The following is a 23483-nucleotide window of genomic DNA, read 5'->3' on the forward strand; positions in this document are numbered from 1 at the left end:
GACAGACGTAGCGCAATGCTTGTCCCCGGCACGACACAAGGCTATGGTGCGGCCTCCGTTTCTTCTGCGCCTGTCGTACCGCGAGAGAGAGTTTTTCCGATGTCCAAGCCGCGCACTCTGTTCGACAAGATCTGGGACAGCCACGTCGTGCATCGCCAGGACGACGGCACCTGCATCCTCTATATCGACCGCCATCTGGTCCATGAAGTGACCAGCCCGCAGGCGTTCGAAGGACTGCGCGTCGCCGGCCGCAAGGTGCGGCGTCCGGAAGCCACTCTCGCCGTGCCCGACCACAACGTCCCCACCACCGACCGCTCCAAGGGCATCGTCGAGGAGGAGAGCCGGATCCAGGTCGAGACGCTGGACAAGAACGCCCGCGACTTCGGCGTCCGCTACTTCCCGATGGACGACGTCCGCCAGGGCATCGTGCACATCGTCGGCCCGGAACAGGGCTTCACCCTGCCCGGCGCCACCATCGTCTGCGGCGACAGCCACACCGCCACGCACGGTGCCTTTGGCGCATTGGCCTTCGGCATCGGCACGTCGGAGGTGGAGCATGTGCTGGCCACCCAGACCCTGCTGCAGAAGCCGGCCAAGAACATGCTGATCCGCGTGGACGGCACGCTGAACCCGGGCGTCACCGCCAAGGACATCGTGCTGGCCATCATCGGCAAGATCGGCACCGCCGGCGGCACCGGCTACGTCATCGAGTTCGCGGGCGAAGCCATCCGCGAGCTGTCGATGGAAGGCCGCATGACCGTCTGCAACATGGCGATCGAAGGCGGCGCCCGCGCCGGCCTGATCGCCCCGGACGAGAAGACCTTCGAGTATGTGCAGGGCCGTGCCCTGGCGCCGAAGGCCGGCGCCTTCGAGCAGGCCGTCCAGTATTGGAAGACGCTGCCGTCGGACGAGGGTGCGGTCTATGACACCACCGTCGTGCTGAACGCCGCCGACATCGCGCCGCAGGTCACCTGGGGCACCAGCCCGGAAGACGTGCTGCCGATCACCGCGACCGTGCCGAACCCGGCCGACATCGCCGACGAGGGCAAGCGCGCCGCCGTCGAGCGCTCGCTCGCCTACATGGGCCTGACCCCCGGCCAGCCGCTGTCGAGCGTCAAGGTCGACACCGTCTTCATCGGCTCCTGCACCAACGGCCGCATCGAAGATCTGCGCGCCGCCGCCGACCTCGCCAAGGGCCGTAAGGTCGCCGAGGGCGTCCGCGCCCTGGTGGTCCCCGGTTCGGGTCTGGTCAAGGAGCAGGCCGAGGAAGAGGGTCTGGACAAGATCTTCACCGAGGCCGGCTTCGAGTGGCGCGAGCCGGGCTGCTCCATGTGCTTGGCGATGAACGCCGACCGTCTGGCTCCGGGCGAGCGCAGCGCCTCGACCTCGAACCGCAACTTCGAAGGCCGTCAGGGCCGCGGCGGCCGCACCCACCTCGTCAGCCCGGCGATGGCCGTGGCGGCGGCGGTGACCGGCCACCTGACGGACGTCCGCACGCTGTAAGGGCTGTTATAGCCCCCTCTCTCCCGCCCCCTCTCTCCGACTGCGGAGGGAGGGGGCGCCCACAGCGAAGCTTTCCTGCTAGAGTGTGATCGTTTCAAGCGGTATCGCTTGAAGCGTGAATCACACGGAAAATCAAAAACTTAGAGTCTGTCTGGTGCTTCAATAAGCACCAGACAGACTCTAGTCCCCCCTGCCCCTCGCCTGCCCCAGAAGTCCCTGCGGCCGATAGATCAGGAACAGCGTCAGCAGCCCGAACGCCACGATGTCCTTGTAGGCGAGCGCGAAATAGGCTGACCAAAACGTCTCCACCAGCCCCAGCAGGGCACCGCCGAGCATCGCCCCCGGCACCGAGCCGATGCCGCCGACCACCGCCGCGGCCAGCGCCTTGAAGCCGATCAGGTAGCCGGTGAAGAAGTTCACCCCGCCGTAATAGAGCGCGATCACCGCCCCCGCCGCCGCGGCCAGCCCGCCGCCGATGGCGAAGGTCGCCGCCACCGTGCGGTTGACATCCACCCCCACCAGTTCCGCCGCCGCGATGTCGTCTGTGCAGGCGCGGTGCGCCCGGCCGAAGGCGGTGCGCTGCATGATTCCCCAAAGCGCCGCATAAAGCCCGCCGGTCAGCACCAGGATCGCCAGTTGCGCGGTCAGCGCGGTGACGGTGAAGGCGCCGTCGCTCAACAGGTCGTAGCGGCCGCTCAGCACGGGTGCCGGCCACCAGTCGCGCGCGCCGTGCAGCAGCCGCACCCCCTCCTGATAGGCGATGGACAGCCCGACCGCGACGATCAGCGGCGTGTGGCTGCGCACCCCGCGCAGGCGGCGAAAGACCAGCCGGTCCATCGTCCAGCCCTGCACCGCGGTGAAGCCGATCACCAGCACCAGCACGCCGAGCAGCGCCGGCGGCCATGTTGCCCAGCCGGCCATGCCGAGCCCGGCCGCCGCCATCGCCGTCACCATGGCGCCGACCATGGTCAGTTCCCCCATTGCCAGATTGATCTGTCCGAGGATGGCATAGACCAGCGTGTAGCCGAGCGCGAGCAGCCCATAGACGCAGGCGACGGTGGCGGCGTTGATGATTTGCTGGGCCAGGAACAGGACGGGTGTCCAGCGCGTCGGCGGCGGCCTTTCCGTCTCGGCAACGCCACCGATGGCGTCGCGCGGCGGCTTGATGCGCAGCCATTGCTGCAGCATGGCGAAGCGCATCCCGGTCAGCCAGCCGCTGCGGTCGGTCGCCACCGCCACCAGGGTCCGCCGCCCCTCCTCCATCGACGTGCCGGCGAAACGGCAGGCGATCCAATGGGACTGGCTGCCGCTGCGGTAATCGACGCGCAGCACCCGCTTGTCCTCGGCATAGCTGCGTGTGGACAGGTCGGTGACGCGGCCGGGTTCGAAGGCCGGGATCAATTTCCGGCACAGCACGTCCTGGTCGGCATCGACGCCGCACCCGGTGAGCATCAGCAGGACGAGGCACAACAGCGGCAGGATGCGGAGCACGGAACCGCCCGGTCAGGTGGGACAGTTCAGCCTACCGACAATTTGGAAGGGTGGGAAGCGTCGGCACTGTGCCCCCACCCGTCCCGTCACTCCACCATGTGGTCGCGCACCAGCAGTTCCGCGATCTGCACGGCGTTCAGCGCGGCGCCCTTGCGCAGGTTGTCGGCGACGCACCAGAAGGACAGGCCGTTCTCCACCGTGATGTCGTCGCGGATGCGGCTGACGAAGACCGGGTTTTCGCCGGCGATCTCCACCGGGGTGACATAGCCGTCGCCGGTCTGCAGGTCGATCACCGACACGCCGGGGGCGGCGCGCAGGACGAGGCGGGCCTCTTCCGCACTGATCGGCTCCTCCGTCTCGATGTTGATCGACAGGGCATGGCCGATGAAGGTCGGCACGCGGACGCAGGTGGCGGAGACCTTGATCTTGGGATCGAGGATCTTCTTGGTCTCCACCGTCATCTTCCACTCTTCCCTGGTGGAGCCGTCCTCCATGAAGGCGTCGATGTGGGGGATGACGTTGAAGGCGATCTGCTTGGGGAAGACGCTCTTGGCGACCGGATCGTTGACGAAGATGGCGCGGGTCTGGGTGAACAGCTCGTCCATCGCCTCCTTGCCGGCACCCGACACCGACTGGTAGGTCGAGACCACGACGCGGCGGATCTTGAAGCGGTCGTGCAAGGGCTTCAGCGCCACCGCCATCTGGATGGTGGCACCGTTGGGATTGGCGATGATGCCGCGCTTGCGATAGCCGACCAGCGTCTCCGGGTTCACCTCCGGCACCACCAGCGGCACATCGGGATCCATGCGGAACTGCGAGGTGTTGTCGATCACCATGGCCCCGGCGGCAGCCGCGCGCGGCACATGGATGGCCGACACCTTGGCGCCGGGCGACGACAGCACGATGTCCACGCCGTGGAAGTCGAACTTGTTGAGATCCTGGACCTTGAGGATCTCGTCCTCGCCATAGGAGACCTCCTGGCCGATCGACTTTTCGGAGGCTAGAGCGATGACCTTGTCGGCCGGGAACTTCCGCTCGGCCAGCGTTTGCAGGATCTCGCGCCCGACATTGCCGGTGGCGCCGATGACCGCGACGGTATAGCCCATGACGGTGGTTTCCTTCTGCCGAATGTCCGCAAAGACAAGAATGGTGCCGGGGGGCGTTAGGAGCTAGGCGCTTTCCCCACGAATTGCAACCCATCCGCCGCGAAACCTGCCCTCCAGCCGAGTTGACATGCCAGGGAAGGCGGCGGGAAGATTCCATCCCTCAACAGTGCCCCGAACGGGCCTCCAGGGAGACTTCACGGATGACCAGCTTCAAGCGCGGCCTAATTGCGCAGACTGTTCTTGGCGCCGCCGCTCTCGCCCTCGCCGGTTTTGCCGCCCCCGCCCTCGCCGACACGCCGAAGGACGCGCTGGTGATGGCATGGCAGTTCGACGACATCGTCAGCCTCGACCCCGGCGAGATCTTCGAGCTGTCGGGCGCCGAATACAGCGCCCAGGTCTATGACCGGCTGATCCATTTCGACGTCAACGACGTCAGCAAGATCGAAGGCGAGGCCGCCGAAAGCTGGACCGTGTCGCCCGACGGCAAGACCTTCACCTTCAAGATCCGCGACGGCATCGCCTTCCATTCCGGCAATCCGATGACGGCCGAGGATGTGGCGTGGTCCTTCTCCCGCGCGGTGAAGATGAACAAGGGGCCGGCCTTCATCCTGACCCAGTTCGGCCTGACGCCCGAGAACGTCGACCAGATGGTGCGCGCCACCGATCCGAAGACGCTGGTCTTCACCACCGACAAGGTCTATGCGCCGACCTTCGTGCTCTACTGCCTGACCGCCGACGTGGCCTCCATCGTCGATTCCAAGCTGGTGAAGGGCAAGGAGAAGGACGGCGATTTCGGCGCCGGCTGGCTGAAGACCAACTCCGCCGGCTCCGGCCCCTTCATCCTGAAACAGTGGAAGGCGAGCGAGCTGCTGACCTTCGACGCCAACCCGAAATACTGGCGCGGCGCGCCGAAGCTGAAGCGCGTGCTGATCCGCCACATCCCGGAACCGGCGACCCAGCGCCTGCTGCTGGAGAAGGGCGACGTCGATGTCGCGCGCAACCTGAAGCCGGAGCAGTTCGAACCGCTGAAATCAAGCGACGCCATCCGTCTGGTCCAGGCGCCGAAGGGCACGCTGTGGTATCTCAGCCTGAACCAGAAGAACGCCACCCTGGCCAAGCCCGAGGTGCGCGAGGCGTTCAAGTATCTGGTCGACTATGACGGCATGGCCAGAACCATCATGAACGGCATCGGCGCCGTCCATCAGGCCTTCCTGCCCAAGGGCTTCCTCGGGGCCGTCAACGACAACCCCTACAAGTACGATCCGGCCAAGGCGAAGGAGTTGCTGGCGAAGGCCGGCTATCCCGACGGCTTCACCGTCAGCATGGACGTCCGCAACACCAACCCGACCCAGGACATGGCACAGGCGATCCAGGCCAGCGCCGCCAAGGCCGGCATCAAGATCGAGATCATCCCCGGCGACGGCAAGCAGGTGCTGACCAAGTACCGCGCCCGCAACCACGAACTGATGATCCAGCAGTGGGGCGCGGACTATCAGGACCCGAACTCTAACGCCGACACCTTCGCCTCCAACCCGGACAACAGCGACAACGCCAAGTCCAAGCCGCTGGCCTGGCGCAACGCCTGGGACATTCCGGAGCTGACCAGGAAGACCGCGGCTGCCATCGAGGAGCGCGACGGCGCCAAGCGCGCCCAGATGTACGAGGAGTTGCAGCGCTCGGTCCTGGCCGACTCGCCCTTCGTCATCATGTTCCAGCAGACCGAGATGGTCGCCGAGCGCAAGAGCGTCAGCGGCCTCGTCTGGGGCCCGAGCTTCGACACCAACTTCTACTGGAAGGCCGAGAAGAAGTAAGGGATCTCCCTCTCCCCCCGGGAGAGGGTCGGGGTGAGGGGGATGCACAGGGAGGATTCTCGGTAAGGGGCCGCCGCGCGTCCCCCTCACCCTAACCCTCTCCCCGGGGGGGAGAGGGGATTTTTTCCCAGGCGCCCGCATCCTCGACCACCACGGCGAGGCTGTCTGACAGGCCGGTCAGCACGCCGCGCTGGATGTCGGCCGCCGGCACCACGCCGCCCTTGCCGTCCGGCAGGTCGCGGGTGGCGGTGGCCGAGGCCACGACCGTCACCCGCCAGCCATGGTCCACCGCCGACCGCACCGTGCTGCTGACGCAGTTGTGGGTCATGAAGCCGGCGACGATCATCTCCGTCCGCCCGCTGTCGCGCGCCACCGTCTGCAACTCCGTCCCGGCGAAGGCGTTGGCGAGCTTCTTGACGATCACCGGTTCCCCGTCGCGCGGGGCGACGGCCGGGACGATTTCCGCCAGCGGTCCGGTGGGGTCGAACACCGGGGCGCCCGCCGCGGTGTGATGGACGATGTGGATCACCGGCACGCCGTTGGCACGGGCCAGCGCCAGCAGTTCCGCCGCCCGCTCCACCGCCGCATCGACTCCCGACAGCCGCAGGGCGCCGTCGGTGTATTCGCGCTGAAGGTCGATCAGCACCAGCACCGCCTTGTCCAAGGGGGCCGGGGCAGCCGGCGCACCGACGATCTGGCGCAGGGTAGGGGCAGGAAGAATCGTCATCGGGAGATGCTCCGTGGTCGCTGAGAATCGATGACGGCGATGCTGCCCTGTTCACCGATGCGCGGCTATTCGCTATGCTTGCACGATGGCTGTTCAGAAATTCATAGGCCCGCTCGATTGGGACGATTTGCGCGTCTTCTTGGAACTGGCACGCGCCGGCAGCCTGTCGGCGGCGGCGCGCAGCCTGCGGCTGAGCCACGCCACGGTCGGGCGCCGGCTGGCCACGCTGGAGGCAACGCTCGGCCGCGGCCTGATGGAGCGCCGGCCCGACGGCTATGTCCTGACCGAGGACGGTGAAGCCGTCCGAGCGCTCGCCGAGGCGATGGACGAGCGGGCGCAGGCGATCCGCCGCCGCGAGGGCGACGCTGCCGGGCTGACCGGCACCGTGCGGCTGACCATGACCCAGGCGCTGGCCGACATCTTCCTGATCCCCCGGCTGGGACCGCTGCGCGCCGCCAACCCTGCCCTGGACCTGGAAATCATCGTCGACAACCGCACCCTCAGCCTCGCCCGTCGGGAAGCCGATCTGGCGGTCCGGCTGGCCCGGCCGCAGCGCGGCGATCTGGTCGGGCGGCGGCTGGCGACGCTGGGCTATGGGCTCTACGCGGCACCGGACGCACCCGACACGCTGATCGCCTATGACGAATCGATGGCGGAGTTGCCGGAGGCTTTGTGGCTGGACCGCCATGGCGGCGGACGGCGCGTTGCCTTCCGCTCCAACAGCGTGCAGGGACAGCTTGCGGCGGCGGTCGCCGGCTTCGGCACCGCCTTCCTTCCCTGCATGCTGGCGGACGGCGTGCCGGGACTGGTGCGGCAGCCGCTGCCCGGTCCGCCGTCCGGCTCACCATTAACCCGCGAGGTCTGGCTGCTGGTTCACCGCGACCGCCGCGACGTGCCGCGGGTGCGCACGGTGATCGAGCACCTGGTGGCCGTCTTCACGGCGGAGCGGGAACGGCTGGAAGGCGGTTGACGGTGCCCCGCCACCTCCACCACCCTCCTTCAGCCATCGCCGCAAAGGGGCTTGTCCGCCATGTCGCTCCGCTCCCTGTGTCTGGCGAGCCTCGCCATCGTCGCGGCGGTCCCCGTCCACGCACAGTCCCGGCCCAACGACGAAGCCTTCACCAACGCGGCTGTCGCAGCCGGGAAAAGCGTCACCCGCCCGCAATGCGCCGAGTTGGAGGCGCAGGAAACTGCCAGCTGGGTGGAGGTCGACGGTCGCGGCGAATGCCTGCGCTATTATGCGGCCGGCCTGAAGCCCGGCTCAAATCCGATTGTCGCGGCCTGGATGCATGGCGATGTCATGGGCTCCAAGCCGGACAAGATCGGGCATCAGGAGGGGTTGAGCGTCGCCGGAATGATCGAACAGGAGCGGGCTTTGTCAGAGCGCTTCGGCGTGCCCTTCCTCTTCCTGGCTCGTCCGGGAGCTTATGGCAGTTCCGGCAAATTCTGGACCATGCGCCATACCCCGCGCGAGGCGGCGCTGATGAACGCCCATCTCGATCTGCTCAAGAAGCGCTATGGCATCGGGCAATGGTCGCTCGGTGGAAGCAGTGCCGGAGGCACGCTGACGGCTGAATTCCTGGCCCGCCGCACAGACCTGAAATGCGCGGTCATCTCGTCCGGCGCCTCCGCTTACGAAGCCTACCTCCAGGCGCATGGCGTCAAGGCCCGCTTGGCAAAGCCGGAGACTTGGTTCGACCCCTACCGCTCGCTCGACCTGATTCCCAAGGATCCGGCGCGCCGGATCTTCGTCATCGGAGATCCGCGGGAAACGAATGTGCTGTTCCGTACCCAGCGACTGCATTTCGACGGCTTGGCGGCACGCGGGCACAAGGCTTGGCTGGTGCCGCTCGAACGGGCCCGGCCGCCCCGCTACCACGGTCTGGTCGATTTCGGCGAAACCGCCACCGGCCTCTGCGCCCAGGGCGTCGAGACGGACAGGCTGTTGAAGACGCTGCAATCCATGCCCGAACAGCCGGAGCGGATCAGCAACTGACCCGCTTCAGTAACGCGCCGCCATGAAGTAGAGCCCGTCCGGCGGGCAGGTCGGCCCCGCCTTGGCGCGGTCGCGGGCATCGAGCGCACGGCGGACGTCGTCCACCGTCCATTTGCCGGCACCGACCAGTTCCAGCGTGCCGACCATGTTGCGGACCTGATGGTGCAGGAACGACCGCGCGGCGGCATGGATGCGGATTTCCTCGCCTTGTCGCTCCACGGCCAGCCGGTCGAGTGTCTTCACCGGCGACTTGGCCTGACACAGCGCGGCGCGGAAGCTGGAGAAGTCATGCTGGCCGACCAGCACCTGCGCCGCTTCATGCATCGCCTCGGCGTTCAGCGGACGGGTGACGTGCCAGGCCCGGCCGGATTCCAGCGCCAGCGGCGCCCGGCGGTTGACGATGCGGTAAACATAGGCGCGGCCGGTCGAGGTCAGGCGGGCGTGGAAATCCTCCGTCACCGCCTCCACCTCCAGCACCGCGATGGGCGCCGGTTTCAGGTGGAAATTCAGGGCGTCGCGCAGCTTCAGGCCGGTGAAGGACTTCTCCAGGTCGAAATGGCAGACCTGTCCCAACGCATGAACACCGGCGTCGGTGCGGCCGGAGCCATGCACCCGCACCACCTCGCCCGACAGCCGTTGCACCGCCTCCTCCAGGCTCTGCTGGACCGAGGGGCCGTTGTCCTGGCGCTGCCAGCCGACGAAGGGACGGCCGTCATACTCGACGGTCAATTTCCAGCGCTGCACGATGGTCAATCCGCGACGGGTTCGGCGGCTTCGGGAGCGGAGACCGGCTGCCCGACCGCCAGCGCGAAGCCGCGCAGGAAGGCGGCGCCATCCACCGGCGCCTTGCCCGGCCGCTGCACCCTGGTCAGCCGAACGGCCCCGTCGGCGCAGGCGACCGTCAGCCGGTCGTCCAGCAGGGTGCCGGGCGTGCCGGTTCCGGAGGCGGGTTCGGCGGCCAGAACCTTGATGCGCTCACCATTGGAAGCGTCGAACCAGCAGCCGGGCCAAGGGGTCAGGGCGCGGACCTGCCGCTCGACAGTGGCGGCGGGCCGGTTCCAGTCGAGGCGGCCATCCTCGCGCGTCAGCTTGGCGGCATAGGTGACGCCCTCTTCCGGCTGCGGCACGGCGGCCAGCGTGCCGGCAGCCAGACCGTCCAGCGCCGGGGCGATCATGCGGGCGCCGAGTGCGGCCAGCTCGTCATGCAGGCTGCTTGCGGTGGTGGCGGGGGTGATCGCCACCGCTTCCCGAGACAGCATGGCGCCGGTGTCGAGCCCGATGTCCATCTGCATGATTGTGATCCCGGTCTCGGCATCGCCGGCCAGGATGGAGCGCTGGATCGGCGCCGCCCCGCGCCAGCGGGGCAGCAGCGAGCCATGCACGTTGACGCAACCCAGCCGCGGCGCGTCGAGGATCGGCTGCGGCAGGATCAGGCCATAGGCAGCGACCACGGCGGCATCGGCCTTGAGATCGGCGAACTCGGCCTGGGCCTCGGCATTGCGCAGGCTCTTGGGCGTGCGCACGGGGATGCCGTTCTCCTCGGCGAAGCGGTGGACGGGCGATTTCTGCACCTGCTGGCCGCGGCCGGCCGGACGCGGCGGCTGGCTGTAGACGCAGACGACCTGATGCCCCGCCTCGATCAGCGCGGCAAGGCTGGGCACGGCGAAATCCGGCGTGCCCATGAAGACGAGACGGAGCGGGGTCATCGGATGTGTATCGCCGATCTGGGTTGCGGCCGGTCTTTTGCAACTGATCAGGCCGTGGCCTTCTGCATCTTCTGGACCTTCTTCAGCAGGATGTTCCGCTTCAGAATCGACAAGTAGTCGACGAACAGAACGCCGTTCAGATGGTCGATCTCATGCTGGATGCAGGTGGCGAGCATTCCGTCGGCCTCGATCTCCTGCGGCTGGTTCTTCTCGTCCAGATAGCGGACGCGGATGCGCACGGGCCGGGTGACGTCGGCGTACTGTTCCGGCACCGACAGGCAGCCTTCCTCGCACACCGCCTTCTCGTCCGACGACCAGACGATTTCCGGGTTGGCGAGGCGGATCGGGTTCGGCGGCTCGCCCTTCTCATGGACATCGACGACGATGACACGGTCGAGCACGCCGACCTGCGGAGCGGCCAGACCGATGCCGGCGGCGTCGTACATGGTCTCCACCATGTCGTCCATCAGCTTGACGACGCGCGCATCCACTTCGGCGACGGGTTGCGCCTTGCGCTTCAGGATCGGATGCGGGGCGACGAGGATCGGAAGACGGGCCATGGGTGCTCGATGCTGGTAAGGGAAAGTTCAAACGGACAAAGTAGGCGGACCGAGCGTTTCGGTCAAGGAATCGGACCTATGCGAACGATGCAGAACCGCCCGCCGTGTGGGGTTGCGCCCGGCGCCGGTTGGGCGTAGTCGATGCCGATCATGCCGGATGCCACCACCGCCCCCTCCCCGCCGCCGCGCTGGACACAGGACGCCGCCCTGGCGCTGGTGTTCCTGACCCGCCTGCCTCTACCCCCCATCGGCCCGCTGAATGGCCTGCTCAATGGCCCCTTGGCCGAAGGCGCGTCGGCACGGGCGATGGGCTGGTTTCCGCCGGTCGGCGCGCTGATCGGGCTGGCGGGCGGAGCGGTATACGCTGCTGCCGCCGCCCTGCACCTGCCGCCGCTGGCCGGCGCGCTGCTGGCCCTGGCGGCGACCGTCCGGCTGACCGGCGGGCTGCACGAGGACGGGGCGGCCGACGTGGCCGACGGCTTCGGCGGCGGGCGCGATCCGGTGCGCAAGCTGGAGATCATGCGCGACAGCCGCGTCGGCAGCTATGGCGTGCTGGCGCTGGTCTTCTCGGTCGGCATCCGTGCCGCGGCCCTGGCCGCCCTGCCGGTGCCGGCGGCTATCGCGGCGCTGGTGGCGAGCGGCGCCCTGTCGCGCTGCGGACTGGCGGCGGTGGCGCGCGTTTTGCCGGCGGCGCGGCGCGACGGGCTGGCGGCGGCGCAGGGCCGGCCGGCGATGGCGACGGTGCTGCTGGCTCTCCTCTTGGGCATCGCAATCGCCGCCGTGGCGCTCGGCGGACTTGCATTGCCGGCGCTGGCCGCATCGCTGCTGGCGGTGGCCGCGGTGGCGTCACTCGCCCGGACACAGATCGGCGGGCACACCGGCGACGTTTTCGGCGCGGCGCAGCAGGCGGCGGAAGCCGCGGCGCTGCTGACCCTGTCGGCCCTCATTGGAACAGCGGCCATCGGAGCAGCGGCATGACCGCGTTGAACCTTACCCCCCTGACCGTCACCCGCTGGTGGCTGATCCGCCATGCGCCGGTCCGCAACCCGGACAACGTCATCTGTGGGTCGAGCGACCGCGAGGCCGACACCGGCAACCGCGCCGCGGCAACCGCGCTCGCGGCCGGCCTTCCCGCCGACGCCCTGTGGCTGACCAGCCCGCTGCGCCGCAGCCGCCAGACCGCCCAGGCGCTGTGGAGCCGCAACCCCCGCCTTGCCGGCACCGCCGTGGTGGAGCCGGCGCTGGCCGAGCAGGATTTCGGCGATTGGGAGGGCATCAGCCACGACACCGCCGCCCGGCGCGATGCCGAGGCGGCGGCGCGCTTCTGGCGCGACCCGGCCCGCCATGCCCCGCCGGGCGGCGAGAGCTTCGCCGCGGTGATGGACCGTACGGCGGGCGCACTGCAACGGCTGACCGATCTCCATGCCGGACGCGATCTGGTTGCGGTAATCCATGCCGGCACCATCCGCGGCGCATTGGCGCTGGCGCTGGATCTGACCCCGGAGGCGGCTCTGCGGCTGCGGATCGACCCCTGGTCGCTGACCCGGATCGACCACCACCACGCCGGGACGGGATCCTGGTCTGTCGGGGGAGTGAATCAGCAGGTCGGAACTTTCTGACCGCGGCGGGCGTTCCCCAGTCTCAGTTGGGCTACCGAACGAGAGGCAGACCATGGTCCATAGCACCACCGCCGGCCACGGCCACAGCCCCGACCAGGGCGATGTGAAAAAGCTCTGGGAGATGATGAAGGGCGTCCAGGTCGCGATGATGACCACGCTGGACGACAACGGCCGGATGAACTCCCGTCCGATGGCGACGCTGTCCCATGCGGGGTTCGAAGACGGCACCCTGTGGTTCTTCACCCGCGCCCATTCCGAAAAGGTGGACGAGATCGATCGCCACTGGCGCGTCAACCTCGCCTATGCCAACCCCGACAAGCAGGATTACGTGTCCGCCTCCGGCGTCGCCGAGGTCGTGCGCGACCGCGACAAGATCCGCTTCCTGTGGCGCGACATCATGACCACCTGGTTCCCCCAGGGTCCGGACGATCCCGAGGTGGCGCTGCTGAAGGTGTCGGTCGATCAGGCCGAATATTGGGACAGCCCGTCGAGCACCATGGTCTACGCCTACGGCTATGTGAAGGCCAAGCTGACCGGCCAGTCGCCGGATCCGGGCGACCACGCCAAGATCGCGTTCCAGTAACCGCGTTCTGGTGAAAGCCGGCTATGCACGCTGGCCCGACATGAAAAAGCCCTCCCTGCCGACCGCGAGGCCAGCAGGGAGGGCTTTTTCATTTAACGATCACCAGCAGGGCTCAAGAAGCACCCGCTAATGCTGCTTACCAGCTCTTCGCACGGGCCGCCGGCTTGCCGTTGCCGTGGGCTTCACGACGGGCATGGTCCGGGCGGGCATCGCCGCGATGGTTGTCGTTGCGGGCATAGTCCGGACGCGGGCCACGCGGGGCGTGCGGGCCCTTGGACTCGCCGTTGCGGTGCCACGGCTTGCCGGCGCCGCCGGACGGACGGCCGCTGCGACCGGCCGGACGGCCGGCGCCGCCGGTGGTGAAGGGACGCGTCGGCTCCAGGCCGGGCACCACATGCACCTCGAGCGTCGCCTTCGTGTAACGCTCGATGCGGACCAGCGTCTCGCGGTCGGCGCGGGCGGCGAAGGAGATCGCAACGCCCGAGGCGCCGGCGCGGCCGGTGCGGCCGATGCGGTGGACATAGTCCTCCGCCGAGCGCGGCAGGTCGAAGTTGATGACATGGGTGATGTCGCGCACGTCGATGCCGCGGGCGGCGACGTCGGTAGCGACCAGCAGGCGGACCTGGCCGGTGCGCAGACGCTGGAGCGTGCGGTTGCGCTTGGTCTGGTCCATGTCGCCGTGCAGGGCGGCGGCGGCATGGCCGGCGGCGCTCAGCTCCTCGGCCAGCGTGTCGGCATCACGCTTGGTCGCGGCGAAGATGATCGCCTTGCCGACCTCTTCCTGGGCGGCGAAATGCTGCAGCAGACGGCGCTTGTGGTCGAGATCGTCGGCATGGTGCAGACGCTGCTCGACATTGATCGCGGTCGCCTGGCTTTCGACGGCCACACGCTCCGGGTTGCGCAGCAGGTTACCGGCCAGCTGCGCCATGCGGCGGTCCAGCGTGGCGGTGAACAGCATGGTCTGGCGCGTCGGCGGGCAGCACTTGGCGATGGTCTCGACATCGTCGAGGAAGCCCATGTCCAGCATGCGGTCGGCCTCGTCGAGGATCAGCACCTCGACCTCGTCCAGCGAAATGCGGCGACGGGCGACGTGGTCCAGCAGGCGGCCCGGGGTGCAGACGAGAACGTCGACCGGACGCGACAGCAGGCGCAGCTGCTCGCGGTAGGGCATGCCGCCGACCACGTCCACGATGTTCAGCTTCATGAACTTCGCGTATTTGCGGGCGGCGTCGGTGACCTGCTTGGCCAGCTCGCGGGTCGGGGCCAGCACCAGCACGCGCGGGGTGGCGGCGCCGTTCAGCGGCAGCTCGGCGGTGCGGGTCAGCGCCGGCAGCATGAAGGCGGCGGTCTTGCCGGTGCCGGTCTCGGCGGTGGCGAGGATGTCGCGGCCCTGGAGCGCCGGCGGAATGGCGGCGAGCTGGACCGGGGTCGGGACGGTGTATTCGAACGCCTCGAGGGACTTCAGGACGAGCGGGTGCAGACCGAGTTCGGAAAACGTCAAGTTGTAACAACCTTCTCAAAGCAACACGGCACACCCCCGCGCGCCCCTATGGCGGGCGTGGGATATACCGGCGGACTCGCCGGGAGGAGGTCGATAGAGGGAGAGGCGTCTATCCGATGCAGCGGCCATTGCGTCCCTAGAACCCTGGGACGTTTGCCCCCTAGGGGACTGCCGTTGCGCAATCACAGCGCGTCTCGCTCAAGAGACGCGCGAGCCTCCAGCGATCAAGACGCTCTAGATATGCTATTGCGCCGCACAACACAAGCCCCATCGCAGAACGAGCCCCGCGCGCATCACTTGACGACCATGCGTTCGATGTAGATGTCGCGGAACAGGCCGGCCCCCGCCTCGCGGTTCACGGCCTCCTTGATGCGCGCCTTCAGGATTTCGGCGGCACCGGGGCCGGTCAGGGTTTCGCTGTCGATCCGGCCGACGGTCTGGAACAGCCGGTCGGCGATGCGGTCCTGATAGCGCAGGATGCGGTCGAGTTCGACCTTCGGCGCCAGGACCAGCGAGACCTGCATCTCCACCGCCCGCACGCTGCCCAGCGGCACCTCGATGGCAGGCAGCCGCGCCAGTTGCGGTTTCGGCCCCATCCGCGCCTCGATCCGCCGCTGTTCCAGGATGCGGTCCAGCGCGATGCCGCCGGCATAGGCCAGCCCGGCCAGCGTGAACAGGGCGATCAGGACGACGATCAGCAGACGGGTGGGGTTTCCCGGTTCCGGCTGGGTTTCATGGCGCGGCGCCAGCTCGTCCCGCAACGGGTCGGGAGGCGGGGTCGAGAACAGGTTTCCGTGCAGCGTGCGGTGCGTGGCCATGATCGGCCTCCTGGGGTCGGCCTTCTGAAAGCCGGGCGGGAGCAGTGTGGAGCGTAGTGCGCCGGGTGTTAAGATTCGATGGAGGGGCGCGCCCTGTCTCACCGCACGCAGTCGGCCAGCCCGTCCCGCCGCACCACCGCCATGCGCCGCTCGATCACCCCGGCGCGGCGGGCGACATAGGCGCTGGGCCGGGTGGGCGACCAGTTGCGCGGGCTGGGCAGCACCACCGCCAGCAGCGCCGCCTCGCGCCGGGTCAGGGCCGCAGCGGATTTGTTGAAATGGTGCCGCGCCGCCGCCTCGGCGCCATAGACGCCATCGTCCCACTCCACGATGTTCAGATAGACCTCCAGGATGCGACGCTTGCTCCACAGGCTTTCAATCAGCAGGGTGAACCACGCCTCCGCCCCCTTGCGGGTCCAGCTGCGGTCGGGCCACAGGAAAGCGTTTTTGGCGGTCTGCTGGCTGATTGTGCTGCCGCCGCGCAGGCGTCGGCCCTCCTCGTTCTCCTCGAAAGCGCCTTCGATGGCCGCCCAGTCGAAGCCGCCATGGCCGCAAAATCCGGTATCCTCCGAGGCGATCACCGCCTCGACCAGGGCGGGAGAGATGCGCTCCAGCGGTTCCCAGTCACGCGAAAGGCCGGAGCCGCCCAGCGCCCGGATCAGCATCAGCGGCGTCGCCGGCGGCGGCACGACCCGGTAGAGCGCCGCCCACAGGATGGTGAAGGCCATCAGCCCCGCGATCCCGATCAGCGCCCAGCGCAGCAGTTTCCGCATACAGCCCCGTCTCCGCTCGGCTCCTTCGGACTTCCCTCAATGGGGGTGAAGCGGTGCGCCGTCAACATGCGGCGCTCGCTTTGCGGCATGCCACCGCCATATAGTGCCGCCGATGGACCTGACAGCCGATCCCACCCCGCTCCACAGCCTCGACGACGCGCCCGCCATGGTGGCAGGCGCGCGCCGTGTCGTGTCGCTGACCCTCGATGGCGAGGTCGAGGAGCTGTCGCTGGCCGCCGCCGCGGCGAAGGTGCGCCGCCAGCCGCCCCTGGTCTGCCATGCCCGCGCCTTCGCCCGCCGATTGGGGATCGACGCCTTCCCGGCCTTCGACGTGCTGGAGCTGTTCGCCTTCGTCCACCCCGCCCGCTTCTGCGTCCCCACCCCGCGTGGCATCGCCGAGGCGCTCGACCTGCCCACGCCTGAGGGTCACGAGGCGGAGGCGCTGGCCCTCCAGCGCGCCGTGCGCCGTCTGCTGGGCGACTTGGGCGCTGCCGGACGGGAGGAGTCCTCCGATCCCGTCGCCTTCGCCTGGGAGATGGGGCGTGCCGGCTGGCCCTGGGCGGCGGCGGTGCTGGCCGCGCTCGGCAAGCCCGACGGGCCGGAGAAGGGTGCCGCCCGCTCGGGCCTGCGCGTCTGGACCCGCATCAAGGAGTGGGAGGAAGGCGCACCGCCGCCGCCGCCCGCCCAGAACCCGGTCGATCCCGACGAGGCGCGCCGCCGCCTCGCCGCCATGCTGTCGGCCAATGTGCTGGGCAAGGTGGCGGAGCCGCGGCCGCAGCAGGCCGACTATTCCAGCGCGGTGTCCGCCGCCTTCGCCCCACGCCAGCTTCCCGACACCCCGAACGTCGTGCTGGCGGAGGCCGGGACCGGCGTCGGCAAGACGTTGGGTTATCTGGCGCCGGCCACGGTCTGGGCGGAGAAGAATGGCGGGACGGTGTGGATCTCCACCTATACCCGCAACCTCCAGCACCAGATCGACGCCGAGCTGGACCGGCTCTATGCCGACCCGGCGACCAAGGCGCGCAAGGTGGTGCTGCGCAAGGGGCGCGAGAACTACTTGTGCCTGCTGAACCTGGAGGAGGCGGTGCGCGCCATGCCGTTCCAGCCGCACAACGCCATCGGCGTCGGGCTGATGGCGCGCTGGGCGGCGGCGACGCGCGACGGCGACATGACCGGCGGCGACTTCCCCGGCTGGCTGGTCGACATCGCCGGGCGCGGCCCGACCATGGGGCTGGCCGACCGCCGCGGCGAGTGCATCTATTCCGCCTGCGACCATTATGCCCGCTGCTACATCGAGAAGAGCGTGCGCCGCGCCCGCCGTGCCGACATCGTCATCGCCAACCATGCGCTGGTGATGGTGCAGGCGGCGCTCGGCGGCGGCGAGGAACCGACGCTGCCGAGCCGCTATGTCTTCGACGAGGGGCACCATGTCTTCGACGCCGCCGACAGCGCCTTCGCCGGCCATCTGACCTGCCGCGAGACGCAGGAGCTGCGCCGCTGGCTGCTGGGTGCCGAGGAGACCGGCCGCAGCCGCGCCCGCGGCCTGAAGCGCCGGCTGGAGGACATCGTCGCCGGTGACGAGGAGGCTCTGCGCCATCTCGACGACATCCTGATCGGCGCCCGCGTCCTGCCCGCCGACGGCTGGTCGGCGCGTCTGGCCGCCGACAACCCGCAGGGGCCGACCGAGCGCTTCCTGCTGCTGGCCCGCCAGCAGGTCTATGCCCGCACCGCCGGCCAGGGCGGCCCCTACAGCCTGGAGGCCGACAAGGCCTATCCGGTGGACGGCCTGCTGGAGGCCGCGGCGGAGCTGGAGCAGTCCCTGGTCCGCCTGTCCGAGCCGGTCGAGGCGCTTGCCCGCCGGCTGGCCCAGCGGCTGGAGGACGAGAGCGCCGAACTCGATTCCGACCAGCGCCGCCGCATCGACGCTCTGTCGCGCAGCCTGCACCGCCGCGGCACCCTGACGGTCGAGGGGTGGCGCGCCATGCTGCGCACCCTGCCAACCGAGACGCCGTCCCATTTCGTCGACTGGTTCGCGGTGGAGCGGATCGACGGCCGCGACATCGATGTCGGGCTGTACCGTCACTGGGTCGATCCGACGGTGCCCTTCGCCGAGGCGCTGGCCGGTCCCGCCCATGGGCTGGTGGTGACCAGCGCCACGCTGACCGACGGCACCGGCGACATCGGCCAGGACTGGCGCGCGGCGGAGGACCGTTGCGGCGCCAGCCACCTGCCGGCCCCGGCGATCCGCGCCCAGGTCCCCTCCCCCTTCGACTACCCGAACCGCACCCGCGTCTTCGTCGTCAACGACGTGCGCAAGGACGATCTGGGACAGGTCTCGGCGGCCTATAAATCGCTGTTCATGGCGGCGGGCGGCGGAGGGCTCGGCCTGTTCACCGCGATCAGCCGGCTGCGCGCCGTGCGCGACCGCATCGCCGAGCCGCTGGATCAGGTCAACATTCCGCTCTATGCCCAGCATGTCGATCCGCTGGACGTGTCGACCCTGATCGACATCTTCCGCAACGAGGAGCACGCCTGCCTGCTCGGCACCGACGCGGTGCGCGACGGGGTGGACGTGCCGGGGCGCAGCTTGCGCCTGATCGTCTTCGACCGCGTGCCCTGGCCGCGTCCCGACATCCTGCACCGCGCACGGCGCGAGGCCTTCGGCCGCCGGCGCTACGAGGACATGATCACGCGGCTGCGCCTGAAGCAGGCCTTCGGCCGGCTGGTCCGCCGCGCCGACGACACCGGGGTCTTCGTCCTGCTCGACCCGATGATGCCGAGCCGGCTGGCCGGCGCCTTCCCCGAAGGGGTGGAGATGCGGCGCGTCGGACTGAAGCAGGCGGTCGAGGAGACGGCGGAGTTCCTGCGGGGGCGGTGAGGCCGGCCCGGCACCTCTCCACCTCCCTTTCCGTGGCCTGTCCTCCGTAGCCTGTCAGGCGGCGCGCAGCTCGCTGAGGAAGCTGTCCATCGCCTGCTTCAGCATCGCAGCCTGCCGGGCGAGATCGTCCGACGCATGCTTGACGTTGTTGGTGGCGGCCCCCGTCTCGTTCTCCGCCTGCTGAATACCCAGGACGTTGCGCGAAACCTCGGTCGTGCCGACCGCCGCCTGCTGGGCGTTGCGGCTGATTTCGGACGTGGCGCCGCTCTGCTGGTTCACCGATTGCGCCATGTCGGCCGTGGAATTGCTGATCTCCTCCACCTGACCGATGATGCTGCGCATGGCGCCGACCGTCCGGCCCGACGCCGCCTTGACCGCGCCGATCTGGTTGGTGATCTGCTCGGTCATCGCGTGGGTCTGGTTGGCGAGGTTCTTCACCTCGCTGGCGACGACGGCGAAGCCTTTGCCGGCCTCGCCGGCGCGGGCCGCTTCGATGGTCGCGTTCAAGGCCAGCAGATTGGTCTGGCTGGCCACCGCATTGATCGACGCCACGATCTGATCGACCTGATCGATGGAGGCGGACAGCAGGTCGAGCTGGCGCTGGGCCTCGCCGGCCCCCTCGGCCGCCATGCGGGAGCGGTCAGCGGCACGCCCCACGCGGTCGGACAGCTCGCCGATCGAGGCGGACAGTTCCTCAGACGCGGCGGCGACCGTCTGGACATTGGCGCTCGCCTGCTCCGACGCGGCGGCGACGGCGGTGCACTGGGCGCCGACCTCTTCCACGGCGGCGGCCAGCTGCGACGAGGTGGCCTGCAATTCGGTCGCGAAACTGCCGACCGCATCGACGATGGAGCCGACCCGCTCCTCGAAGGACCGCGCCATGTCCAGCGTCCCGCGGCGCTTTTCCACAGCCGCCTGCGCCTCGGCGTCCTTGGCGTCCTGCTCCAGCTGGCGCGTGCGGATCATGCTCTGCTTGAACACCTCCACCGTCCGCGCCATTTCGCCGACCTCGTCGCCACGGCCGGCCCCGACAATCTCCGTCGTGGTGTCGCCGGTCGCCAGACGCACCATCGCCGCATTCAGGGCGGCGACCGGACGGCGAATGCCATAGACCACCAGCAGCACGGACCCGATGGCACCGACGACAAGCAGCGCGACCGCAATCGACAGGGAATTGAACACCGTCCGGTTGGTCTGGTCGGTCAGATCGTCGGACGAACGGTACACTCCGGCGGACACCTCATCCGACAGCTTTGCCGCCAGGTTGAAGGCCTCCACCACCTGGGGGCGCCCTTCCTTTCCATAGACGGCGGCAGCCCCGGCGTGATCGCCCTTCTCCTTCGCCGCGAAGAGTTTGGGCAGCGAGGACTTCACCATTGCCGTCAGTTCCGCGATCCGCGCCACCTTGTCCTTGTGCTCGGGCCTGACCAGACGGTTCATCACCGTGCTCGATTCGACGACGGCCGCCTGAATGTCGTCCATCGCCTTGACCAGAGGCGGAAGTCCCGCGGGATCCTGAAGCAGCAGCACGTTGTTGGCCTGACGGCCGAGGTTGGCGAGGTCGCCGCGCATGCGTTCCAGCTTCAGCGAAAACGTCACGTCTCCATCGATCAGCCTGCTGTAGCGGTCGTCGATCTCACCGATCCGGTTGCTCATGTAGATCGACAGCCCCAGCGTGATCAGGCTGAGAAGCGCCACCACCGCGTAGATTTTCGTGCCGATCCGGAGATTTTCGATAAGTTTCACAGCGACACCTCAGCTGACCTCTGAAAAGAGCGTTTCCCCTGCCGACTTCGGCCGACATGGTGAAAGCAATTCCAGACTCACCTAAGTTCGCGAGGTAAAAAATACCTTAAAGAAGCGGTAGGGAAATGTTCGAAAGATAAATGAAACAAGCCGCAAACAAAAATCTCAATCAGATTACATCGCAGGCTCAAGTCCGGAGGCCGGTCACCCCGCCGGCGCATACACCGCCAGCAATGCAGACAGCGTCACCACGCTCAGCACCGTCGACACCAGGATGGCCGAAGAGGTGCGTTCCACATAGGTCTGGTACTGGCTCGCCACCACGAAGGTCAGCGCGCCGGTCGGCAATGCCGCCAGGATCACCGCGCTGCCGGTCCAGAACGGGTCCATCGGGAACAGCGTCTGCGTCAGCACCCAGGCCAGCGCCGGGTGGACCAGCAGCTTCAGGGCACTGATCCAGCCCGCCTCCGCCAGCCCGGCGGTCAGCCGTTGCGAGGCCAGGAACAGGCCGATGGCGAACAGCGCGCAGGGTCCGGCGGGGGAGCCCATCAGTTCGCAGAACGTCGCAATCGGCTTCGGTACCGCGACGCCGGGCAGCAGCGCCGACCAAGCGAGGCCGGCGGCGGTGGACAGGATCAGCGGGTTCTTCGCCAGCGCCCGGCCGACATCGCGCAATGCCTTGCCCAGCCCGCTGCTATGGCTGTTGGCGAACTCCATCCAGATCACCGCGATGCCGACCATGATGGCGCTCATGATGACGGTCGCCAGGATGGTGGGGGCGAGCCGGTCCGGCCCGAAGGCGGCCAGGAACAGCGGAATGCCCATGTAGCCGGTGTTGGAGAAGGCCGAGTTCAGCCCCTGCATGCATTGGATCTGCGTGCGCTCGCGGTAGACGAGGCGGCCGATCACCGCGCCCAGCGCATAGACCAGCAGCATCGACCCCAGGAAGGCGCCGATGAACGGGCCGTTGAAGATCTCCGGGATCGACCGCCGTGCGGTGCCCAGGAACAGCACCGGCGGCAGCGCCATCCAATAGACGAACTTGTTCAGCGCCTCCGACGAGGCGGCGCCGAGCAGCTTCGACTTCCCGGACAGGAAGCCGGCCAGGATGATGGCGAATACGGGAAATGCGACATTGAGGACGACGTTCATGGTGCGCGACAATAGGCAACGCCAACCGTCGCGTCGAGCGGCCGACCCCTCCACTCCCGGCATGGCACCCTTGACGCGGCTGGTGCGGCGTTCGAGATTGCCGACCTTACACGCGACCACTCCCCAGCGGAGACCGCCCCATGAGAAAGCCGACCGATTCCATGATCGACCACCACAGCGCACTCATCTACGTCATGGTCCTGGTGTCCGCCTGCGACGGCGACATGACTGACCTTGAACTGGAAGCCATCGGCGAGAATGTGCGCTACCTGCCGATCTTCAAGGACTACAGCGGCGATCAGGTGATGGCCGCCACCCGCGAATGCACCGCCATGCTGAGCGACAGCGACGGGCTGGACACCGTGCTGACCATCATCGAGCAGGCGCTGCCGTCCAAGCTGCGCGAGACCGCCTATGCGGTGGCCTGCGACATCGCCGCCGCCGATCCCAAGGCATCGCAGGAGGAACTGCGCATGCTGGAACTGATCCGCCACCGGCTGGGGGTCGACCGGCTGTGCGCCGCCGCCATCGAGCGCGGCGCCCGCGCCCGCCACATGCGCCTGTGACCCTATTCCACGTATAGTGAAAGCCTCGACATGACCGAAGAAACCATCCGCCCCGATCTCACCGGCCAGCGCGTCGGCGTGATCGGGCTTGGCCTGATGGGCAAGCCGATGGCCCGAGCGCTCGCCCGTGCCGGCGCGGAGCTGGTGGTGACCAGCCGCAGCCCCGGCCCGGTCGCCGAACTGGCGGCGGAGGGCATGCTCGCCGCCACCGGCCCGGCCGCCGTCGCCGGACAGGCGGGGATCGTCATCCTGATGCTGACCGACACCACGGCGGTGGAAACGGTGGCCGAGGCTCTGCTGCCGGTCCTGCGTCCCGGCCATCTGGTGATCGACATGGGCACCACCGCCGTCGCCGCCACCCGCGCGCTGGCCCAGCGCGTCGCCGCCGTCGGGGCGGAGTGGCTCGACGCGCCGGTCTCCGGCGGGACCGTGGCGGCCGAGGGTGCCATCCTCACCATCATGGCCGGCGGGTCAGAGGCTGCCTTCGCCCGTGCCCTGCCGGTGTTGCAGGCGATGGGCCGCCGCATCACCCATGTCGGGGACAGCGGCGCCGGCCAGATCGCCAAGTCGGCCAACCAGGTCATCGTCGCCCTGACCATCGGCGCAGTGGCGGAGGCGCTGGCGCTCGCCAGGGCGGCCGGCGCCGATCCGGCCAAGGTGCGCGACGCCATCCGCGGCGGCTTCGCCGAATCCCGTATCCTCGACCTGCATGGTGGCCGCATGGTCAGCGGCGACTTCACACCCGGCGGCCGCGTCACCACCCAGGTCAAGGATCTGAAACAGGCAGAGGAGCTGGCGCAGCAGTCCGGCATCGACCTGCCGACGCTCGGCCTGTCGCTGGAGCTGTTCGAGATGCTGGTGGACCAGGGCGACGGCGCGCTGGACCATTCCGCCCTCTACCGCCTGTTCGCCCGCTGATCCCGGCGGACGGCCGGGGACGGAGCGCG

General features: G+C 68.6%; 21 protein-coding genes. 10 read left to right on the top strand and 11 right to left on the bottom strand.

Annotated elements, in window-relative coordinates:
* Positions 1-99: 99 nt before the first annotated feature.
* Entirely contained in the window at positions 100-1503 is a 1404-nt protein-coding gene (gene leuC / locus ABNQ39_RS09490) for a 3-isopropylmalate dehydratase large subunit (protein ID WP_376957164.1), read from the top strand.
* 180 nt (positions 1504-1683) lie between these two features.
* Here leuC and ABNQ39_RS09495 read toward each other — a convergent pair whose 3' ends face one another.
* Together ABNQ39_RS09495 and ABNQ39_RS09500 are read right to left on the bottom strand one after the other, a co-directional pair.
* Complete coding sequence (locus ABNQ39_RS09495; protein WP_376957167.1) at positions 1684-2994, bottom strand: branched-chain amino acid ABC transporter permease; 1311 nt, start codon at positions 2992-2994, stop codon at positions 1684-1686.
* An 86-nt stretch (positions 2995-3080) separates the two neighbouring features.
* Positions 3081-4100, bottom strand: a complete 1020-nt coding sequence (locus ABNQ39_RS09500; RefSeq protein ID WP_376957170.1) for an aspartate-semialdehyde dehydrogenase — start codon at positions 4098-4100, stop codon at positions 3081-3083.
* Between the two features lie 200 nt (positions 4101-4300).
* On the opposite strand from ABNQ39_RS09500, the gene ABNQ39_RS09505 reads away from it, so the two are divergent.
* Positions 4301-5911 carry an ABC transporter substrate-binding protein gene (locus ABNQ39_RS09505; RefSeq protein ID WP_376957172.1) on the top strand — a complete coding sequence of 537 codons (1611 nt, stop codon included), beginning with the start codon at positions 4301-4303 and terminating at the stop codon, positions 5909-5911.
* A gap of 91 nt (positions 5912-6002) precedes the next feature.
* Here the strand turns inward: ABNQ39_RS09505 and ABNQ39_RS09510 are convergent, their stop codons facing one another.
* Positions 6003-6638 carry a cysteine hydrolase family protein gene (locus ABNQ39_RS09510; protein WP_376957175.1) on the bottom strand — a complete coding sequence of 212 codons (636 nt, stop codon included), beginning with the start codon at positions 6636-6638 and terminating at the stop codon, positions 6003-6005.
* 85 nt (positions 6639-6723) lie between these two features.
* On the opposite strand from ABNQ39_RS09510, the gene ABNQ39_RS09515 reads away from it, so the two are divergent.
* Positions 6724-7608, top strand: a complete 885-nt coding sequence (locus ABNQ39_RS09515; protein WP_376957178.1) for a LysR family transcriptional regulator — start codon at positions 6724-6726, stop codon at positions 7606-7608.
* Positions 7609-7668: 60 nt separating this feature from the next.
* A complete protein-coding gene (locus ABNQ39_RS09520) occupies positions 7669-8634 on the top strand; it encodes an alpha/beta hydrolase family protein (RefSeq protein ID WP_376957180.1) in 966 nt (321 codons plus the stop codon).
* Positions 8635-8640: 6 nt separating this feature from the next.
* Here ABNQ39_RS09520 and truA read toward each other — a convergent pair whose 3' ends face one another.
* Genes truA through def form a run of 3 tightly spaced genes read right to left on the bottom strand, consistent with a single transcriptional unit; the run spans position 8641 to position 10900 of the window.
* Positions 8641-9378 carry a tRNA pseudouridine(38-40) synthase TruA gene (gene truA / locus ABNQ39_RS09525; protein WP_376957182.1) on the bottom strand — a complete coding sequence of 246 codons (738 nt, stop codon included), beginning with the start codon at positions 9376-9378 and terminating at the stop codon, positions 8641-8643.
* Positions 9379-9383: 5 nt separating this feature from the next.
* The gene (gene fmt, locus ABNQ39_RS09530) at positions 9384-10340 is read right to left on the bottom strand and encodes a methionyl-tRNA formyltransferase (protein ID WP_376957184.1); all 957 of its coding nucleotides are present in this window, start codon (positions 10338-10340) and stop codon (positions 9384-9386) included.
* Between the two features lie 47 nt (positions 10341-10387).
* Positions 10388-10900, bottom strand: coding sequence for a peptide deformylase (gene def / locus ABNQ39_RS09535; RefSeq protein WP_109047955.1), 513 nt, complete (start codon positions 10898-10900; stop codon positions 10388-10390).
* A gap of 141 nt (positions 10901-11041) precedes the next feature.
* Between def and ABNQ39_RS09540 the strand changes: the two genes are divergently transcribed.
* Genes ABNQ39_RS09540 through ABNQ39_RS09550 form a run of 3 tightly spaced genes read left to right on the top strand, consistent with a single transcriptional unit; the run spans position 11042 to position 13102 of the window.
* Complete coding sequence (locus tag ABNQ39_RS09540; RefSeq protein ID WP_376957187.1) at positions 11042-11878, top strand: adenosylcobinamide-GDP ribazoletransferase; 837 nt, start codon at positions 11042-11044, stop codon at positions 11876-11878.
* The gene (locus ABNQ39_RS09545; RefSeq protein WP_376957190.1) at positions 11875-12519 is read left to right on the top strand and encodes a histidine phosphatase family protein; all 645 of its coding nucleotides are present in this window, start codon (positions 11875-11877) and stop codon (positions 12517-12519) included. Before ABNQ39_RS09540 ends, ABNQ39_RS09545 begins: the two co-directional genes overlap by 4 nt.
* 52 nt (positions 12520-12571) lie before the next feature.
* Positions 12572-13102: a pyridoxamine 5'-phosphate oxidase family protein gene (locus tag ABNQ39_RS09550; protein ID WP_109047958.1), complete on the top strand. Its 531-nt coding sequence runs from the start codon at positions 12572-12574 to the stop codon at positions 13100-13102.
* 136 nt (positions 13103-13238) lie between these two features.
* Here the strand turns inward: ABNQ39_RS09550 and ABNQ39_RS09555 are convergent, their stop codons facing one another.
* From ABNQ39_RS09555 to mtgA, 3 genes are all read right to left on the bottom strand, one after another.
* Positions 13239-14603 carry a DEAD/DEAH box helicase gene (locus tag ABNQ39_RS09555; RefSeq protein WP_376957194.1) on the bottom strand — a complete coding sequence of 455 codons (1365 nt, stop codon included), beginning with the start codon at positions 14601-14603 and terminating at the stop codon, positions 13239-13241.
* 293 nt (positions 14604-14896) lie between these two features.
* A complete protein-coding gene (locus tag ABNQ39_RS09560; protein WP_376957197.1) occupies positions 14897-15421 on the bottom strand; it encodes a flagellar basal body-associated FliL family protein in 525 nt (174 codons plus the stop codon).
* Positions 15422-15519: 98 nt separating this feature from the next.
* Positions 15520-16194: a monofunctional biosynthetic peptidoglycan transglycosylase gene (gene mtgA, locus ABNQ39_RS09565; protein ID WP_376957200.1), complete on the bottom strand. Its 675-nt coding sequence runs from the start codon at positions 16192-16194 to the stop codon at positions 15520-15522.
* A gap of 112 nt (positions 16195-16306) precedes the next feature.
* Between mtgA and ABNQ39_RS09570 the strand changes: the two genes are divergently transcribed.
* A complete protein-coding gene (locus ABNQ39_RS09570) occupies positions 16307-19072 on the top strand; it encodes an ATP-dependent DNA helicase (protein ID WP_376957203.1) in 2766 nt (921 codons plus the stop codon).
* Between the two features lie 54 nt (positions 19073-19126).
* On the opposite strand, the gene ABNQ39_RS09575 is transcribed toward ABNQ39_RS09570, so the two are convergent.
* The gene (locus tag ABNQ39_RS09575; protein ID WP_376957206.1) at positions 19127-20818 is read right to left on the bottom strand and encodes a methyl-accepting chemotaxis protein; all 1692 of its coding nucleotides are present in this window, start codon (positions 20816-20818) and stop codon (positions 19127-19129) included.
* Between the two features lie 204 nt (positions 20819-21022).
* Positions 21023-22090, bottom strand: a complete 1068-nt coding sequence (locus ABNQ39_RS09580) for an AEC family transporter (RefSeq protein WP_376957208.1) — start codon at positions 22088-22090, stop codon at positions 21023-21025.
* Between the two features lie 20 nt (positions 22091-22110).
* On the opposite strand from ABNQ39_RS09580, the gene ABNQ39_RS09585 reads away from it, so the two are divergent.
* Complete coding sequence (locus tag ABNQ39_RS09585; protein WP_376957210.1) at positions 22111-22536, top strand: tellurite resistance TerB family protein; 426 nt, start codon at positions 22111-22113, stop codon at positions 22534-22536.
* Positions 22537-22566: 30 nt separating this feature from the next.
* Entirely contained in the window at positions 22567-23454 is an 888-nt protein-coding gene (locus ABNQ39_RS09590; RefSeq protein ID WP_376957212.1) for an NAD(P)-dependent oxidoreductase, read from the top strand.
* Positions 23455-23483: the final 29 nt, after the last annotated feature.

Origin of the sequence: Azospirillum sp. A26, assembly GCF_042604635.1 — a bacterium.
Classification (GTDB): domain Bacteria; phylum Pseudomonadota; class Alphaproteobacteria; order Azospirillales; family Azospirillaceae; genus Azospirillum; species Azospirillum palustre.

Coding starts and splice junctions, on each gene's coding strand:
- leuC (WP_376957164.1), top strand. CDS start 100: ATGTCCAAGCCGCGCACTCTGTTCGACAAGATCTGGGACAGCCACGTC.
- ABNQ39_RS09500 (WP_376957170.1), bottom strand. CDS start 4,100: ATGGGCTATACCGTCGCGGTCATCGGCGCCACCGGCAATGTCGGGCGC.
- ABNQ39_RS09505 (WP_376957172.1), top strand. CDS start 4,301: ATGACCAGCTTCAAGCGCGGCCTAATTGCGCAGACTGTTCTTGGCGCC.
- ABNQ39_RS09510 (WP_376957175.1), bottom strand. CDS start 6,638: ATGACGATTCTTCCTGCCCCTACCCTGCGCCAGATCGTCGGTGCGCCG.
- ABNQ39_RS09515 (WP_376957178.1), top strand. CDS start 6,724: ATGGCTGTTCAGAAATTCATAGGCCCGCTCGATTGGGACGATTTGCGC.
- ABNQ39_RS09520 (WP_376957180.1), top strand. CDS start 7,669: ATGTCGCTCCGCTCCCTGTGTCTGGCGAGCCTCGCCATCGTCGCGGCG.
- fmt (WP_376957184.1), bottom strand. CDS start 10,340: ATGACCCCGCTCCGTCTCGTCTTCATGGGCACGCCGGATTTCGCCGTG.
- def (WP_109047955.1), bottom strand. CDS start 10,900: ATGGCCCGTCTTCCGATCCTCGTCGCCCCGCATCCGATCCTGAAGCGC.
- ABNQ39_RS09540 (WP_376957187.1), top strand. CDS start 11,042: ATGCCGATCATGCCGGATGCCACCACCGCCCCCTCCCCGCCGCCGCGC.
- ABNQ39_RS09545 (WP_376957190.1), top strand. CDS start 11,875: ATGACCGCGTTGAACCTTACCCCCCTGACCGTCACCCGCTGGTGGCTG.
- ABNQ39_RS09550 (WP_109047958.1), top strand. CDS start 12,572: ATGGTCCATAGCACCACCGCCGGCCACGGCCACAGCCCCGACCAGGGC.
- ABNQ39_RS09560 (WP_376957197.1), bottom strand. CDS start 15,421: ATGGCCACGCACCGCACGCTGCACGGAAACCTGTTCTCGACCCCGCCT.
- mtgA (WP_376957200.1), bottom strand. CDS start 16,194: ATGCGGAAACTGCTGCGCTGGGCGCTGATCGGGATCGCGGGGCTGATG.
- ABNQ39_RS09570 (WP_376957203.1), top strand. CDS start 16,307: ATGGACCTGACAGCCGATCCCACCCCGCTCCACAGCCTCGACGACGCG.
- ABNQ39_RS09585 (WP_376957210.1), top strand. CDS start 22,111: ATGAGAAAGCCGACCGATTCCATGATCGACCACCACAGCGCACTCATC.
- ABNQ39_RS09590 (WP_376957212.1), top strand. CDS start 22,567: ATGACCGAAGAAACCATCCGCCCCGATCTCACCGGCCAGCGCGTCGGC.